Origin of the sequence: Acidovorax sp. K2F (genome assembly GCF_025246485.1) — a bacterium.
GTDB classification, from domain to species: domain Bacteria; phylum Pseudomonadota; class Gammaproteobacteria; order Burkholderiales; family Burkholderiaceae_C; genus Acidovorax; species Acidovorax delafieldii.
In genome coordinates this window covers 175,422-190,411 of the sequence record NZ_JAOBSQ010000038.1, presented here as the reverse complement: position 1 = coordinate 190,411, position 14,990 = coordinate 175,422, and the positions used below count along the sequence as shown (strand labels likewise).

Genomic DNA, 14,990 nt, shown 5'->3' with positions numbered 1-14,990 from the left:
CTGCATTTTTTGGGCGACTTCACCATGACTTCTTTGAAACTCAAGACCCTCCTGGCCTCTCTGGCCCTGGCCGCGAGCGGCATGGCTGCCGCTCAAAATTCGCTGCTCAATGTGTCGTATGACGTGGCCCGCGAGTTCTACAAGGACTACAACGTGGCCTTCGCTGCGCACTACAAGAAGACCACCGGCCAGGACGTGAAGATCGACCAGTCGCACGCCGGCTCCAGCGCCCAGGCCCGTGCCGTGAACGACGGTTTGGCTGCTGACGTGGTCACCATGAACACCACCACCGACGTACAGTTTCTGGCGGACAACGGCGTGGTTGCCAAGGACTGGGCCAAGAAGTTCCCACACGACGCATCGCCCACCACCTCGACCATGCTGTTCCTAGTGCGCAACGGCAACCCCAAGAACATCAAAGACTGGGACGACCTCATCAAGCCCGGCGTGCAGGTGATCGTGGTCAACCCCAAGACCGGCGGCAACGGCCGCTATGCCTACCTGGCCGCCTGGGGCGCCGTGCGTGAAAAGGGCGGCACCGAGGCGCAGGCGGCCGAGTTTGTCGGCAAGCTGTACAAGAACGTGCCTATTCTGGCCAAGGGCGGCCGCGATGCCACGGCCACCTTCCTGCAGCGCAACCAGGGCGATGTGCTGATCACTTTCGAATCCGAGGTGGTCTCCATCGACCGCGAGTTTGGCGCGGGCAAGGTTGATGCCATCTACCCCTCGGTGAGCGTGGTGGCCGAGAACCCCGTGGCCGTGGTGGAGCGCACTGTGGCCAAAAAGGGCACGGCCCAGCTGGCCAAGGCCTACCTGGACTACTTGTATTCGGACGAAGCGCAAGAGATCGCAGCCAAGCACGCCATCCGCCCCCGTTCGGAGACCGTGCTCAAGAAGTACGCCGACACCTTCAAACCGCTCAAGCAGTTCACGGTGGCCAAGTACTTCGGCTCGCTGACCGAAGCGCAGAAGGTGCATTTCAATGATGGCGGCCAGTTCGACAAGCTGTACACGCCCGGCGCCAAGTAAATAGGCCCAGCGCTTTTCCCGACTCACCACTGCATCTATGACCACTGCGACCGCTGTGGCCGCAGCCCCGGCCGGACGGCGCGCGCCCAAGCGCGTGCTGCCTGGCTTTGGGCTGTCACTGGGCTACACCCTTTTCTACTTGAGCATCATCGTGCTGATCCCGCTGTCGGCACTGATCTTCAAGACCTTCACGCTCACCTGGGACCAGTTCTGGGCGGCCATCAGCGCGCCGCGCGTGATGGCGTCGTACCGGCTGACCTTTGGCGCATCGTTTCTCGCGGCGCTGGTCAATCTGGTGTTTGGCCTGCTGATCGCGTGGGTGCTGGTGCGCTACAAGTTCCCGGGCAAGAAGATCGTCGATGCGCTGGTGGACCTGCCGTTTGCGCTGCCCACCGCCGTGGCAGGTATCTCGCTCACGGCCCTGCTGGCAGGCAATGGCTGGGTGGGCAGCATTCTGGAGCCCATGGGCATCCAGCTCGCGTTCAAGCCTGCGGGCATTGTGATTGCGCTGATCTTCATCGGCTTGCCATTTGTGGTGCGCACCGTGCAGCCCGTGCTGGAAGACGCCGAAAAGGAGCTGGAAGAAGCCGCCACATGCCTGGGCGCCACGCGCCTGCAGACCTTCACCAAGGTCATCCTGCCCTCCATCACGCCTGCGCTGCTCACCGGCTTTGCCATGGCGTTTGCGCGGGCGGTGGGGGAATACGGCTCGGTGATCTTCATCGCGGGCAACATGCCCATGGTGTCGGAGATCACGCCGCTCATCATCATCGGCAAGCTGGAGCAGTATGACTACGCCGGCGCCACCGCCGTGGCTGTGGTGATGCTGGTCATCTCCTTCATCCTGCTGCTCATCATCAACGCGCTGCAAGCCTGGCAGCGCCGCCACGCGGGGGCTCCAGCATGAGCGGCAACAACTCCCGAACCATTCGCCGCGCCCAGGCGGGCACGACCGAAGCGCCCTGGGTCCGCTACACGCTGATCGCCATCGCCTTGGCTTTCATGCTGCTGTTCCTGGTGTTGCCACTGGCCGCCGTGTTTGCAGAGGCGCTGCGCAAGGGCTTTGGCGCGTACCTGGAAGGCCTGCGTGAGCCCGATGCCTGGTCGGCCATCAAGCTCACGCTGATCACCGCGCTGATTGCCGTGCCGCTGAACCTCGTGTTCGGCGTGGCAGCCGCGTGGTGCATTGCCAAGTACGAGTTCAAGGGCAAGGCCTTCTTGACCACGCTGGTGGACCTGCCGTTCTCGGTGTCGCCCGTGGTGGCGGGCCTGATCTATGTGCTGATGTTTGGCGCGCAAGGCTGGTTTGGTCCGTGGCTGCAGGCGCATGACATCAAGATCATCTTTGCCGTGCCCGGCATCGTGCTGGCTACCGTGTTTGTGACCTTTCCGTTCATCGCCCGCGAGCTCATCCCGCTGATGCAGGCGCAGGGCAACGACGAGGAGCAGGCCGCCATCGTGCTGGGCGCGAGCGGCTGGCAGACCTTCTGGTACGTGACCTTGCCGAACATCAAGTGGGGCCTGCTGTACGGCGTGATCTTGTGCAACGCGCGGGCCATGGGCGAGTTTGGTGCGGTGTCGGTGGTGTCGGGCCACATCCGTGGGCAGACCAACACCATCCCGCTGCACGTCGAAATTCTCTACAACGAGTACCAGTCGGTGGCCGCATTTGCCGCAGCCTCGCTGCTGGCCCTGCTCGCCTTGGTCACGCTGGTCATCAAGACCATTGCCGAACACCGCAACGAACAAGCCCTGAAGGCCGCCGCCGAATTGCCGCCCGAGCGCCCCTCCCAAGGAACGACACCATGAGCATCGAAATCCGTAACGTCAGCAAGCAGTTTGGAGACTTCCAGGCGCTACGCGATGTGAGCCTGGACATTGCCTCGGGCGAACTCATCGCGCTGCTCGGCCCCTCGGGCTGCGGCAAGACCACGCTGCTGCGCATCATCGCGGGCCTGGAGACGGCCGACGTGGGCACCATCCACTTCAGCGGCGAAGACACCACCGACGTGCATGTGCGCGAACGCAACGTGGGCTTCGTTTTCCAGCACTACGCATTGTTCCGCCACATGACGGTGTTCGAGAACGTGGCTTTTGGCCTGCGCGTGAAGCCCCGCAGCGAGCGCCCCAGCGAAGCACAGATCAAGAAGAAGGTCATGGACCTGCTCAAGCTGGTGCAGCTGGACTGGCTGGCCGAGCGCTACCCTTCGCAACTGTCTGGCGGCCAGCGCCAACGCATTGCGCTGGCTCGCGCGCTGGCGGTGGAGCCCAAGGTGCTGCTGCTCGACGAACCCTTCGGCGCGCTGGACGCCAAGGTGCGCAAGGAGCTGCGTCGCTGGCTGCGCCGCCTGCACGACGAGCTGCATGTGACCAGCATCTTCGTGACCCACGACCAGGAAGAAGCCCTGGAAGTGGCGGACCGCGTGGTGGTGATCAACCAGGGCAAGATCGAGCAAAGCGGCTCCCCCCAGCAGGTGTGGGACCAGCCTGCCAGCCCGTTTGTGTACGGCTTTTTGGGCGACGTGAACCTGTTCCACGGCCGTGCCCATGAAGGCCTGGTGCACCTGGACGGCATGCAGCTCGACTCGCCCGAGCACCAGGCCGCCCAGAACGCCAAGGCCTTTGCCTATGTGCGCCCCCACGACCTGGACGTGGAGCGCTACTCCCCGGGCGCGGGCCTGGACGCCGAAGGCCGTCCCCGTGGCATCGTGGCCCAGCTGAGCCGCGCCATTGTGGTGGGCCCCATTGCGCGCCTGGAACTTATTCCGACCGACGATCACAAACCAGCGGACAATGCGTCCCCAGAATCCCTGATCGAAGCGCAGATCCCTGCGCAGCAGTTCAAGGACATGGGTTTCAAGGAGGGTGAGACGCTGGTGGTGACACCACGCCGCGCCCGCGTTTTTCTGGATCACGCCGCCGGTATCTGAGTTGTTTCTCCTTCGAGGCCTCTCTGGGTAACCTGCGGTTTCGAGGGACAAGAATGATGGTGTTGAACTGGATTGATCAGGCCCCGCGTCGTGTGCTGGCGCTGATCAGCGTGGCCTGTGTGGCGATGCTGGCGTTTGGCATGTACCTGCAGCATGTGGTGGGCCTGGAGCCTTGCCCCATGTGCATCGTGCAGCGGTATGCGCTCATTGGTGTTGCTGTATTCACGGCCCTGGCGAGTGCGCGAGGCAATCGGGGCTGGTGGATGACCTGGGCGGTGCTGGCCGTGATCACTGCCGGGTTTGGCGCCTTTGTGGCGGCTCGCCAGAGCTGGCTGCAGTGGTACCCGCCGGAGATCGCTACCTGCGGCCGTGACTTCTACGGCATGATCGAAAACTACCCCATCAGCCGCGCCATCCCCATGATCTTCCGGGGCTCGGGCGATTGCACTGCGATCGACTGGACCTTCCTGGGTGGCTCGATTGCCAACTGGTCGTTCATCTGCTTCGTGGGGTTTGGCTTGGTGCTGCTGGCTGTGCTGTTGCGGGCGCTGAAGGGTGGCAACAAGCGAGGCTCTGGTTATTCGATGGTTTGATGCTTGTGAGGCATGGGCTTGCATGAAAAAGGCGCTCCAGGGAGCGCCTTTTTCGTTATGGGAAGGGCTGCCAGCGCCGGTGTTCCTGCTCCGAGCGCAGTCCCACCTGGTCGCATGAAAGCGCACAAGGTTGGCTATCCAAGCACCATGTCCCCTGCGTCCAGCGAAGGAGGACGCAAAAGGTCTTCGTTGATGCCCATGGTCTGACTGGCGCGTTCTACGGCCTGCCACAGTGGCGCAGGCATTTGCAATATCTCTTCCGGCGACGCGGAGCGCGCGATCCATGCACTGATTTGCAGGTGCTGCTCGTGGGTGAGCAGGTCCAGGTTCAACATTTCATCGATGATTTTCATGCAGGGGCTACAGGGTCGATGGGGTGGCTTGGAGGTGGCTCTGCGCGGTAAAGCCCTGAGGAGGCTGTGCTTTGCATGAAGCGAAGAGGGGTTGCTCCGTGACAACCTCTAGCGTCACGGAGCATGGTGTTTTGTAGAAGAGATGGTACCCAAAGCACCGATCTCAAGCGGTCCAGTGCGACAGCTTCAGCCTGGCATACCGGTGCCATGCGGGAACGGTACGCCTTGTGTACCGTCAACCCATGGGGGCAGTTTGGGCATCACCTGGCCAAACAGCGGACTGGCCTGCCATTGCGCCAGCCAGGCCTGCAGGCGGGGCCACGGCTGTGCGGTCCACCAGTCGGCATCAATGCCTGCAAACTGCCGCACAAAAGGCGCAATCGCCATGTCGGCCAGGGCCGCATGGGTGCCGAACAGGTAAGGCTGATGTGGTGAGAGACGGGCCTCCAGCGCACCCAACCAGGCCACGGCTTGGGCGTGTTCCGCGTCCATGTCAGCGTCCGGGTATCTGCTGGGGTACTTGCACCGGTCCAGCGCCTGCTTGAACGGGCCATCGCATTCGGCTATCAGCGCGAGCATGTCCTCCAGGCTGCCATGGCAGGGGGTGAGCCAGCCTTCAGGGTCGTGGTGTCGCAGCGCCCACAGCATGATGTCCAGGCTCTGCTCCAGCACCTGGCTGCTGGGCAACACCAGCACGGGCACCGTGCCCTTGGGCGATGCCTGCAGCAACCCCTGAGGCTTGCTTTTGAGCACCACCTCGCGCAGTTCGCAAACCTGGCCGCTCACGGCCAGGGCCAGGCGGGCGCGCATGGCATAGGGGCAGCGGCGGAACGAGTACAGGACGGGCAGCGCGGTCATGTTGTGCCATCCATGCCATCGTCCTCCGCGTGCTTGGCCACAGCGCGTGTGGGGCTGCAGGGTTGCTGCGCGCCGATGTGCTCTTGCCCACGCTGCCGGGCCAGCTGCATCTGCCGCTCGCGCTCGGCCAGGGCGCGTTCCTGCTCGGGTGTGCGGGTGCCGTGGCAATACGGGCAGCTCACACCGGGCACGTAGTGTGGCGACTGCAGTTCGGCTTCGCCCAGCGGCATGCGGCAGGATCGGCACAGCTGGTGGTGGCCCGGCGCGAGGCCATGGCCTACGGACACGCGTTCGTCGAACACAAAGCAGTCGCCGTGCCAGCGGCTGGATTCTTCGGGCACGGTTTCCAGGTACTTGAGGATGCCGCCTTCCAGGTGGTACACCTCGTCAAAGCCTTGCGACTTGAGGAACGCGGTGGACTTTTCGCAGCGGATGCCGCCCGTGCAGAACATGGCCACGCGGGGCTTGCCAGCCAATACGCCGCCAGGCTGCGATTGCTGTGCCACCCAGGCCGGAAACTCTGCAAAGGTCCGCGTGTGCGGGTTGATGGCGCGCTCAAACGTGCCAATGCCCACCTCGTAGTCATTGCGCGTGTCCACCACCACCACGCCCGGGTCGTCGATGAGGGCGTTCCAGTCTTCGGGCTTCACATAGGTGCCGGCGTTGCGCGCGGGGTTCAGGCCTGGCACGCCCAGGGTGACGATCTCGCGCTTGAGGCGCACGCGCATGCGGTAGAAGGGCATGCGCTCGGCCAGCGCCTCCTTGTGCTGCAGGGCGGCAAAGCGCGCATCGCTGCGCAGCCAGGCCAACACCGCATGCACGCCCTGTGGTTCGCCCGCAATGGTGCCGTTGACGCCCTCGGGCGCCAGCAACAGCATGCCGCGCACGCCGTTCGCGTCGCACAGGGACTGCAGGGGCTCGCGCAGGGCGGCAAAGTCTGGCAGGTCCACGAACTGATAAAGCGCGGCGGTGAGATAGCGGGGTGTGACCGAGTCCACGAAAAAGGCGTTTTTGAAACAGGAAGGGGGATGATAGCTGTCACCTTTCGTTACGATGCGGGGTTACCAACGCTGCTTGCAAGGTGGTCGCATGAGCAAGGAATCCACTCTCAATCTGTTCCGTCGGCTGGAGCAGCTCAATGGCATCGGCGCTGCGCTCTCGCGCGAGCGGGACATCGACCGGCTGCTGGAGAACATCCTGGAGGCCGCCAAGACCATCACCGGAGCCGACGGCGGCACGCTCTACAGCGTGACGGAAGACCAGTCGGCGCTCAAGTTCGAGATATTGCGCACCGACTCGCTGGGCATCAACCTGGGGGGCACCACGGGCAAACCCATCGACCTGCCGCTGTTACCGTTGCGCACGGCCGACGGCGGGCCCAATGATTCGCTGGTGGCGGCCCACGCGGCCATCCACGACCGCACGGTGAACATTGCCGACGCCTACAGCGCGGCAGGGTTTGATTTTTCGGGCACGCGCGCGTTTGACCAGCGCACGGGCTACCGGTCGCAGTCGTTCCTCACAGTGCCGATGAAGAACCACGACCTCGAACTTATCGGCGTGCTGCAGCTCATCAATGCGCGCGACCCGGACACGGGCGAGGTCATCACCTTCTCGCAAGCCGACCAGAGCCTCGCCGAGTCGCTGGCCTCGCAGGCGGCCATTGCGTTGACCAACCGGCTGCTCATCACGCAGCTCGAACGCCTGTTCGAGTCGTTCGTGAACCTCATCAACCTGGCCATCGACGAAAAATCGCCCTATACCGGCGGCCACTGCCAGCGCGTGCCCGCGCTCACCATGATGCTGGCCGAGGCCGTGGATGCCACGCGCGAAGGGCCGTTGGCCGCGTTCAAGATGAGCGACCGCGACCGCTACGAGCTCAAGATGGCGGGCCTGCTGCACGACTGCGGCAAGATCACCACGCCTGTGCACGTGGTGGACAAGGCCACCAAGCTGCAGACCATCTACGACCGTATCGGCCTGGTGGACACGCGGTTTGAAGTGCTCAAGCGCGATGCCGAACTGGCCGCGCTGCGCCGCCAGCTGGCGCTGCGTCCGGTGGTGGATGCACGGGCTGAAGGCCAGGAGCTGCAGGCCCTGCAGCACGAGATCCATGCGCTGGAGGAAGACCGCGAGTTTCTGCGCCGCAGCAACACCGGCACCGAGGCCATGCGCCCCGAAGACCAGCAGCGTGTGCGCGATATTGCCGCCATGCGCCACTGGCGCAACCCGCAGGGTGTGCAGACGAGCTTTTTGACGGCCGAGGAGGTGGAGAACCTCACCATCCGCTCCGGCACACTGAACCAGGCCGAGCGCGACACCATCAACTACCACATCGTTGCCACCATCAAGATGCTGGAGACGCTGCCCTGGCCGCGCCACCTCCAAAATGTGCCCGAATACGCTGGGGGCCACCACGAACGCATGGACGGCAAGGGCTATCCGCGTGGCCTCACGCGCCAGCAGATGTCGCTGCAGGCCCGCATGATGGGCATTGCCGACATCTTTGAGGCGCTGACGGCCGCAGACAGGCCCTACAAGAGTGGCATGACCCTGTCGCAGGCGCTGGCCATCATGTGCAGGATGCGGGACAACGGGCATATCGACCCCGACCTGTTCGAGGTGTTTGTGCGCGAAGGGGTGTACCTGCGCTATGGCCAGCAGTTTCTGGATGCGGGGCAGGTGGACGGGGTGGATGTGGCGGCGATGGGGTTTTGACACCGCTGCACCCCGTGCATCACGGCGTACGTTTGCTATGTAATTGATAGCTTTTGGCGCATGATCCACTAGCGCTACCGGCCAAAATCATCCCAATTCCTCAGCCCCGGCATCCACTGTGGCGCTGGCCTGTGACATCAGCCAGTCCCGGAACGCAGCCATGGCCCCCGTGGTGGTGCGCGATTGCAAGCGGGTCAGCCAGTAGGCGCCCCGGTGCAGCTCTTGTGCAAAGGGCTGTGCCAGACGGCCCTGCTGCAGTTCGCGCGCGAACATCTTCACCGGCAACAGTGCTATGCCCGCGCCCTGCGCCGCTGCTTCGGCCAGGGTGAGGGACGAGTCGAACACCGCGCCGCGCACCACGGGGCAGGGCGCACCCGCCGCCTCGAACCAGGCCGTCCATTCGTCGGTGCGGTAGCTGCGCAGCAAGGGCTGGCGCGCCAGGTCGGCCATCGTGCGCAGGCCGTGGGCCAAGGCGGGCGAGCACATCACGGACATGGGCGCATCCATGATGCGGTCGGCCTGCGTGCCGTGCCAGGCCCCGTCGCCAAAGCGGATGGCGTAGTCCAGCCCTTCGCCCGCCATGTCCACCCGGTTGTTGTGCGTGAGCAGGCGCAGGTCCACAAAGGGGCAGGTCTGCTGAAAGTCGCGCAGCCGGGGCAGTAGCCAGCCCACCGCAAACGTGCCCACGGCGCCCACGGTCAGCACCTCGCGCGGCCGGGTGTCGCCCAGCTTCTCCAGGGCGTGCTGCAGGTTGCCAAACGATTCCACCACCACGGGCAGCAGTGCCTGGCCTTCGTCCGTCAGCGCCAAGCCGCGCGGCAGGCGCCGGAACAGCGGTTTGCCCAGCCGGTCTTCCAGCTTGCGGATGTGCTGGCTCACGGCGGTCTGGGTTACGTGCAGCTCTTGGGCGGCGCGCGTCAGGTTCAGGTGGCGGGCCGAGGCCTCGAAGACCCGCAGAGCATTAAGTGGCAGGTGCATGGCGCCAAAAAGGTCAAAGTTTTTCTTGGGGCTTTTGGCAATTATTGTCGATGGTGCTGGGGGCTGAACCTCCGTATCGTTCGGGCCTTGTTCCCCACTACGCTTTCAATCGATATGAAAAGAAGACAGTTTTCCTTGGGTTTGATGGCCGCCACGGCCATGCCTTTATGGGGTTGTGCAGCTGCCAGCAACCCAGACCGCCGCGAGCAGACCGCCAGCGCATGGAACGATGCCCTCGCCAGTATCGAACGCGCCGCCCAGGGCCGCCTGGGGGTGGCCATGCTGGACACCGGGTCGGGCCTGGCGCTGGGCTGGCGGCAGGGCGAGCGTTTTGCCATGGCCAGCACCTTCAAGCTGGTGTTGGCCGGCTGGATGCTGGCTCTGGTGGACCAGGGCAAGGAACGGTTGGAAGCGCGCGTGCATTACCCGGCCACCGACGTGGTGGCGTACTCGCCCGTCAGCGGCCCGCGCGCGGGCGATGGTGGCGGCCTGACGGTGGGTGAGCTGTGCTCTGCCACCGTCAGCCTGAGCGACAACACCGCTGCCAATGTGTTGCTGGCCCGCCATGGCGGCCCGGCCGGGTTCACCGCGTTCGTGCGTTCGCTGGGTGACGAGGTCACGCGGCTGGACCGCACCGAGCCCACGCTGAATGAGGCTGCCGTGGGCGACCCGCGTGACACCACCACGCCGCTGACCATGCTGCAGACCATGCAAAAACTGGTGCTGGGCAACGCGCTCAGCCCCATGTCCCGGGCCTGGCTGCAGCGCTGGCTGGTGGAGACCAGCACGGGCGATAAGCGCCTGCGCACTGGTGTGCCGGGCTGGAAGGTGGGCGACAAGACGGGCACGGCGGGCGAGAGCGGCACGGCCAACGACATTGGCGTGTTGTGGCCGCAGGACGGAGGCGCACCGGTGCTGGTGACCTGTTACCTCACGCGCTCCAAGGTGTCGCCGGAGCAGCGGGATGCGGCGATTGCGCAGGTGGCGCGCGCCGTGGCGGCCGCGCGCGAGACTTTCACCCGCTCTTAGAGCTTCTTGACCAGCACCTGGCTCTTGCGGTCCCAGTTGTACTTGCGCTTGCGGGCGTCGGGCAGCCAGTCCGGGTCCACGGGGGAGAAGCCGCGCTTGATGAACCAGTGCATGGTGCGGGTGGTCAGCACAAAGATGCTGTCCAGCCCCAGCAGGCGCGCGCGCTGCTCGATGCGCTTGAGCAGCTTTTCGCCGTCGCCCGTTCCCTGGCTTTGCGGCGATACCGTCACCGCGGCCATCTCGGCCGTTTTGGCTTCGGGGTAGGGGTAGAGCGCCGCGCAGCCGAAGATCACGCCGTCGTGTTCGATGATGGTGTAGGTGGCGATGTCGCGCTCGATCTCGGTGCGGTCGCGCTTGACCAGCGTGCCGTCCTTTTCGAAGGGCTCGATCAACTGCAGGATGCCGCCCACGTCGTCAATCGTGGCCTCGCGCAGCTCTTCGAGCTTTTCGTCGATGACCATGGTGCCGATGCCGTCGTGCACATAGACCTCCAGCAGCAGCGAGCCATCCACCGCAAACGGCAGGATGTGGCTGCGCTCCACGCCGGCCTTGCAGGCCTTCACACAGTGCTGAAGGTAAAAGCCCGTATCGGTGGGCTGCTGCGCCGGGGGCAACTGGGCCAGCAGCGCCTGCGCGGCGGCCAGCGGCAACTCGGTGTCGATGGGGTTGTCGTCGCTCTCGGGCTCGGTGGGCGACATGCGGATGCCCTGCACCTCAGTCAAAAAGATGAGCTTGTCGGCCCGCAGCTCAATGGCCACGCTCGTGGCCACTTCTTCCATGCTCAGGTTGAAGGCCTCGCCCGTGGGCGAGAAGCCAAACGGCGACAGCAGCACCAGCGCGCCCATGTCCAGCGTGCGCTGGATGCCGGCCACGTCCACCTTGCGCACCAGGCCCGAGTGCTGAAAATCCACCCCATCCACAATGCCCACGGGCCGCGCCGTGAGAAAGTTGCCCGAGATCACGCGCACCGTGGCGCCCGCCATCGGCGTGTTGGGCAGGCCCTGGCTGAACGCGGCCTCGATCTCATAACGCAGCTGCCCGGCGGCCTCCTGCGCGCAGTCGAGTGCCACGGAGTCAGTGATGCGGATGCCATGGGAGTACTTGGCCGCATGCCCCTTGGCTGCCAGCTGCTCATTCACTTGCGGGCGAAAGCCGTGCACCAGCACGATCTTCACGCCCATGGCCTGGATCAGTGCCAGGTCTTGCGCAATGCTGTGCAGCTTGCCGGCCGCAATCGCCTCACCCGTCAGCCCGATCACAAACGTCTGGTTGCGGAACTTGTGGATGTAGGGCGCCACCGAGCGGAACCAGGGGACGAAGGTGAAATTGAAGACGGCGGACATGGAGAAAGGTGTTTGGGGCAGTGGTGGTAATGCGCGAGGAGCGAATGATAAGTGTCCTTAGCGACCGGGTGCTGGGATTTGCACGCTCAGCCAGGGTGACCGACGAACAGTGCCGCGATGCGGCTGCGCCAGCGTTCGGCATCTTCCCGCCGGTCAAACCCGCCCAGGTGCATGGGGCGCTCGCCATGCACTGTCAGGCGCAGCACATGGTAGGGGCCGTCTTCTGAGGTGCGTTCCACCACCTCTGGTGGTGCAAAGCGATCAAACGCAATGTGCACAGTGCGGCCCACCAGCGGCCAGCGCGAGGTGCGCCGCACCTGGCGCCTGGCTGGGTCGAAATGTAGCGTCAGCACCCGCCCCAGAGCAATCGCCAAAAACAGCGCACCCATGGCGCAGGCCGCCACCACACACGCGGCGGCCAACAGCAGGTGCAGCCACGGCGTCCGGGCCGTGGCGTGCATCACAAAGGGAACAGGAATCAGGAACATGCCCAGCGCAATGGCGCCCACAAAGAGGCGCATCGGCACCGAGATGTGCTCGGCGTAGTGCAGCCCGTCATCGGACTCGGAAAACCCGCTGGCCATGTCGATCCTTGGTCCTTCGTGCTGGGTGTCACGCCAGCTGGCGTGCAGAGGACGCCGCCCCGCGTGCGCGAAACGCGCTGAGTTTGGCACCAAAAGGCTCCAGCACCAGGCCTTCTTCGGGCAAGGTGCCTGCAGCGTCCGAGGGGGCCTCCAGCGCAATGCCGCAGCCCTGGAGCAGCGCCACCATCTCCGCAGGGGCGATGGTGCCGTGTTCCAGTAAGGCGTCCACCGTGCGCCCCAGTACCTCGTGGTGCGTGGTCAGCAGCGCCTGGGCGCGCTGGTATTGCTGCAGCATCAGCGTCTCGATGGCCTCGTTGCTCGGGCCGATGTCGGTGTTGACATGGTTGTCCATCTCCACGGTGACATCGGTGCGGGCCAGCCGCGCGCCAAAGCCATGGTGGCGGATGTAGCGCGCTGCCTCGGCCGTCACCTGCTTCAAGTCCTGCTCGGCCCCGGTGGTGCAGGCCATTTCTCCAAACACCAGCTCCTCTGCCACGCGGCCCGCCAGGCCTACGCACATCATGTCGAGCGCGTTCTGGCGCGTGGTGGCCTTGAGGCTGGAGAAGCTGTTGTAGCCGCCCTCGAACGAGGCAATGTTGATCTTCACCTCTTGCGGAGCGTGGCCGAACAACACGCAGTACGCCAGCCCGTGGCCTGCCTCGTGCACGGCCAGCAGGGCCCGAAAGTCTGCATTGGCCCGCTGCTTGAGCCGGTTCAGCTCCAGCGTCACCGCAAACGCAGCCTGCACCGTGCCCGCAGGCCCCTGGCCCGACACCAGCAGGTGGCGCTTGTCGGGCGCCAGGTGAATGGCGAACTCCTGGTCCGTTGAGAGCTGCTCCTGCACCACCCATAACGCCGCGTTGACCAGGTTGGCGCTCAGGATCGCGTGCACCGACGAGAACAGTGGCCGCGTGCCCTGCGCAGGGAACACCGCGTTGGCATACAGCTCGCTCAGCACATCCTGCCCGATGGCAAACCGCACGCCACACTGCGCGGCAATATCGTCCACATAGCGTGTGCACAGGTTATGGATGAGGCGCTCATACGTCGCCTTGCTGAACGACGGGTAGACCACATGTTCATTGCCCAGCCGCGCGATCTGCTCGGGCTTGAAGCGTTCGCCCAGCGCCTTCTTCACATCGATGAGCGAGAGCTTGCGGGTCAGGCGGTGAAAGATGTCGGCATCGGTGTCGCAGTCTTCCACGCGTTGTGCGGTCTCGTGGTACATCTCGTCGAGGTTGCCGCATACAAACACCAGCAGCTTGCTGTAGTCGGTCTCCCATGCATGGCTGGACTGCTGAAAGCTGGCAAACAGCGCCTGCACCTTGGCGGGCGGCCACTGCATGATGGCGGACAGCGGCTCCTGCAGCTTCAGCATGCGCTTGAGTTCTTGCGCATCCCAGGCGTCCAGCTGAAAGCGGTAGGGCTTCTTGCCTGCGCGGTCGTCATCGCCATCTTCGGCGCGCTCAGCCTCGTAGTGCGCATCGGCCAGCTTGCGCTCGATGTTGCACAGCGCGCTCAACGCGGGTGGCAGGCGCCCGTCGGACAGCAGCGTCCACACGTCCTGGTAGCGCTCCACCTTTACGTCGGCGCCCTTGGTGTCCACCGTGCGAAACCGCTGGAACTCGTCCAGCACCAGGATGCCCGGCATGCCTTCGTGAATGCCCGAGTCGCCCAGCATGCCCGAGATGGACGAGCTGCGGTAGCTCGCGCCGTGGCTGAAGCCGTCCATCTGCACTTCCACAAACCGGTCGTAAAAGCCCAGCAGCTGGGCCAGCCGCCGCGTGAGCTGCGTCTTGCCCGTGCCGGTCAGGCCCCACAGGCAGACGATGACCGGCCGGGTGATGAGCTGCGGCAGCACGTACCAGGCGCGGATGGCATTGATCACGCGGTCGATCACGTCGTCGATGCCGAACAGCTCGGCTTTCAGTTGCAACGCCGCGTGGGCCAAAGCCTGCTGGCGCAGGGCCAGCTCTGCGCTGCTGGCAACTGGCGTGATGGGCGCGGCTGTCTGGGCACGCACAGGGTGCGCTGAGTGCATCGGGGATGGATGCGCTGCCAGCGTTGGCGCACCGGCCAGCGCCGGATGCGGGGTGGGATGCCGCTGGTGTGGCGGCAGTGGGTTGTTGAAGGGATTCATGTCAATCGTTCAAAAAGGGGTTCTGGATCGCCTTGCGCAGGGCGACGTTGTCCGCACGGCGCTGGGCCCCACGGGTTCGGATGTGCTTGCCTGCCGCGCTGGACAGGCTGCGTTGGGCCAGCGCTGCGGCCACAGGGTTTCGGGGCGGGCCCGAGGCTTCGAGCTTCAGCACCAGGGGCTGCTTCATGCGACGCAGCTTCTTGATTTCACCCTGGGCGAAGGCCCGAGACAGTTTTTTGGCACTCATGGTGTGCACGTACTCCACAAACAAAAAACCCCGGCGATGGAGCCAGGGCTTGCGGAGCGCGTGAAAGAGTGCGCGGGTGCATTTGCCATGGCTGAACTGTGTGTGCACAGTCCAGCCGGGGCGGTGGACTGTGGTCAGACGGGGGCGGCGTAAAGGGCAGACATGTCGGGGACCTCCAGGGGTTCGTT

15 protein-coding genes are annotated in these 14,990 nt (G+C 64.7%); 7 read left to right on the top strand and 8 right to left on the bottom strand.

Annotated features, from left to right (window positions below):
- Window positions 1-24 precede the first annotated feature (24 nt).
- From N4G42_RS15175 to N4G42_RS15155, 5 genes are read left to right on the top strand one after another with little or no spacing between them, the layout of a single operon-like run.
- The gene (locus N4G42_RS15175; protein WP_260667761.1) at window positions 25-1,029 is read left to right on the top strand and encodes a sulfate ABC transporter substrate-binding protein; all 1,005 of its coding nucleotides are present in this window, start codon (window positions 25-27) and stop codon (window positions 1,027-1,029) included.
- Between the two features lie 37 nt (window positions 1,030-1,066).
- Window positions 1,067-1,936, top strand: a complete 870-nt coding sequence (cysT, locus tag N4G42_RS15170) for a sulfate ABC transporter permease subunit CysT (RefSeq protein WP_056746214.1) — start codon at window positions 1,067-1,069, stop codon at window positions 1,934-1,936.
- Window positions 1,933-2,838, top strand: coding sequence for a sulfate ABC transporter permease subunit CysW (gene cysW, locus N4G42_RS15165; RefSeq protein WP_260667760.1), 906 nt, complete (start codon window positions 1,933-1,935; stop codon window positions 2,836-2,838). The genes cysT and cysW overlap by 4 nt, the downstream gene beginning before the upstream one ends.
- Complete coding sequence (locus tag N4G42_RS15160; RefSeq protein WP_056067633.1) at window positions 2,835-3,959, top strand: sulfate/molybdate ABC transporter ATP-binding protein; 1,125 nt, start codon at window positions 2,835-2,837, stop codon at window positions 3,957-3,959. Before cysW ends, N4G42_RS15160 begins: the two co-directional genes overlap by 4 nt.
- A gap of 56 nt (window positions 3,960-4,015) precedes the next feature.
- Complete coding sequence (locus tag N4G42_RS15155; RefSeq protein WP_260667759.1) at window positions 4,016-4,552, top strand: disulfide bond formation protein B; 537 nt, start codon at window positions 4,016-4,018, stop codon at window positions 4,550-4,552.
- 134 nt (window positions 4,553-4,686) lie between these two features.
- Here N4G42_RS15155 and N4G42_RS15150 read toward each other — a convergent pair whose 3' ends face one another.
- From N4G42_RS15150 to N4G42_RS15140, 3 genes are all read right to left on the bottom strand, one after another.
- Entirely contained in the window at window positions 4,687-4,905 is a 219-nt protein-coding gene (locus N4G42_RS15150) for a hypothetical protein (RefSeq protein ID WP_056067635.1), read from the bottom strand.
- Between the two features lie 186 nt (window positions 4,906-5,091).
- The gene (locus N4G42_RS15145; RefSeq protein WP_099730046.1) at window positions 5,092-5,763 is read right to left on the bottom strand and encodes a glutathione S-transferase; all 672 of its coding nucleotides are present in this window, start codon (window positions 5,761-5,763) and stop codon (window positions 5,092-5,094) included.
- Window positions 5,760-6,761: a rhodanese-related sulfurtransferase gene (locus N4G42_RS15140; RefSeq protein ID WP_099730047.1), complete on the bottom strand. Its 1,002-nt coding sequence runs from the start codon at window positions 6,759-6,761 to the stop codon at window positions 5,760-5,762. The genes N4G42_RS15145 and N4G42_RS15140 overlap by 4 nt, the downstream gene beginning before the upstream one ends.
- Before the next feature lie 91 nt (window positions 6,762-6,852).
- Here N4G42_RS15140 and N4G42_RS15135 point away from each other — a divergent pair, with 91 nt between their 5' ends.
- Window positions 6,853-8,481 carry a GAF and HD-GYP domain-containing protein gene (locus N4G42_RS15135; protein ID WP_121943093.1) on the top strand — a complete coding sequence of 543 codons (1,629 nt, stop codon included), beginning with the start codon at window positions 6,853-6,855 and terminating at the stop codon, window positions 8,479-8,481.
- An 87-nt stretch (window positions 8,482-8,568) separates the two neighbouring features.
- On the opposite strand, the gene N4G42_RS15130 is transcribed toward N4G42_RS15135, so the two are convergent.
- On the bottom strand, window positions 8,569-9,459 hold the full coding sequence (locus N4G42_RS15130; protein ID WP_260667758.1) for a LysR family transcriptional regulator: 891 nt from the start codon (window positions 9,457-9,459) through the stop codon (window positions 8,569-8,571).
- 114 nt (window positions 9,460-9,573) lie between these two features.
- Here N4G42_RS15130 and bla point away from each other — a divergent pair, with 114 nt between their 5' ends.
- Window positions 9,574-10,488, top strand: a complete 915-nt coding sequence (gene bla / locus N4G42_RS15125) for a class A beta-lactamase (RefSeq protein ID WP_409557832.1) — start codon at window positions 9,574-9,576, stop codon at window positions 10,486-10,488.
- Here the strand turns inward: bla and argA are convergent.
- The 4 genes from argA to N4G42_RS15105 all read right to left on the bottom strand — a co-directional run bounded on the left by argA (window position 10,485) and on the right by N4G42_RS15105 (window position 14,802).
- Window positions 10,485-11,831: an amino-acid N-acetyltransferase gene (argA, locus tag N4G42_RS15120; protein ID WP_015014347.1), complete on the bottom strand. Its 1,347-nt coding sequence runs from the start codon at window positions 11,829-11,831 to the stop codon at window positions 10,485-10,487. The two genes, bla and argA, sit on opposite strands and share 4 nt — an antisense overlap.
- 86 nt (window positions 11,832-11,917) lie before the next feature.
- On the bottom strand, window positions 11,918-12,415 hold the full coding sequence (locus tag N4G42_RS15115) for a hypothetical protein (protein WP_260667757.1): 498 nt from the start codon (window positions 12,413-12,415) through the stop codon (window positions 11,918-11,920).
- A gap of 28 nt (window positions 12,416-12,443) precedes the next feature.
- Window positions 12,444-14,555, bottom strand: coding sequence for an AAA family ATPase (locus tag N4G42_RS15110; RefSeq protein WP_260667756.1), 2,112 nt, complete (start codon window positions 14,553-14,555; stop codon window positions 12,444-12,446).
- Window position 14,556: 1 nt separating this feature from the next.
- Window positions 14,557-14,802, bottom strand: coding sequence for a hypothetical protein (locus N4G42_RS15105; protein ID WP_015014345.1), 246 nt, complete (start codon window positions 14,800-14,802; stop codon window positions 14,557-14,559).
- Window positions 14,803-14,990 lie beyond the last annotated feature (188 nt).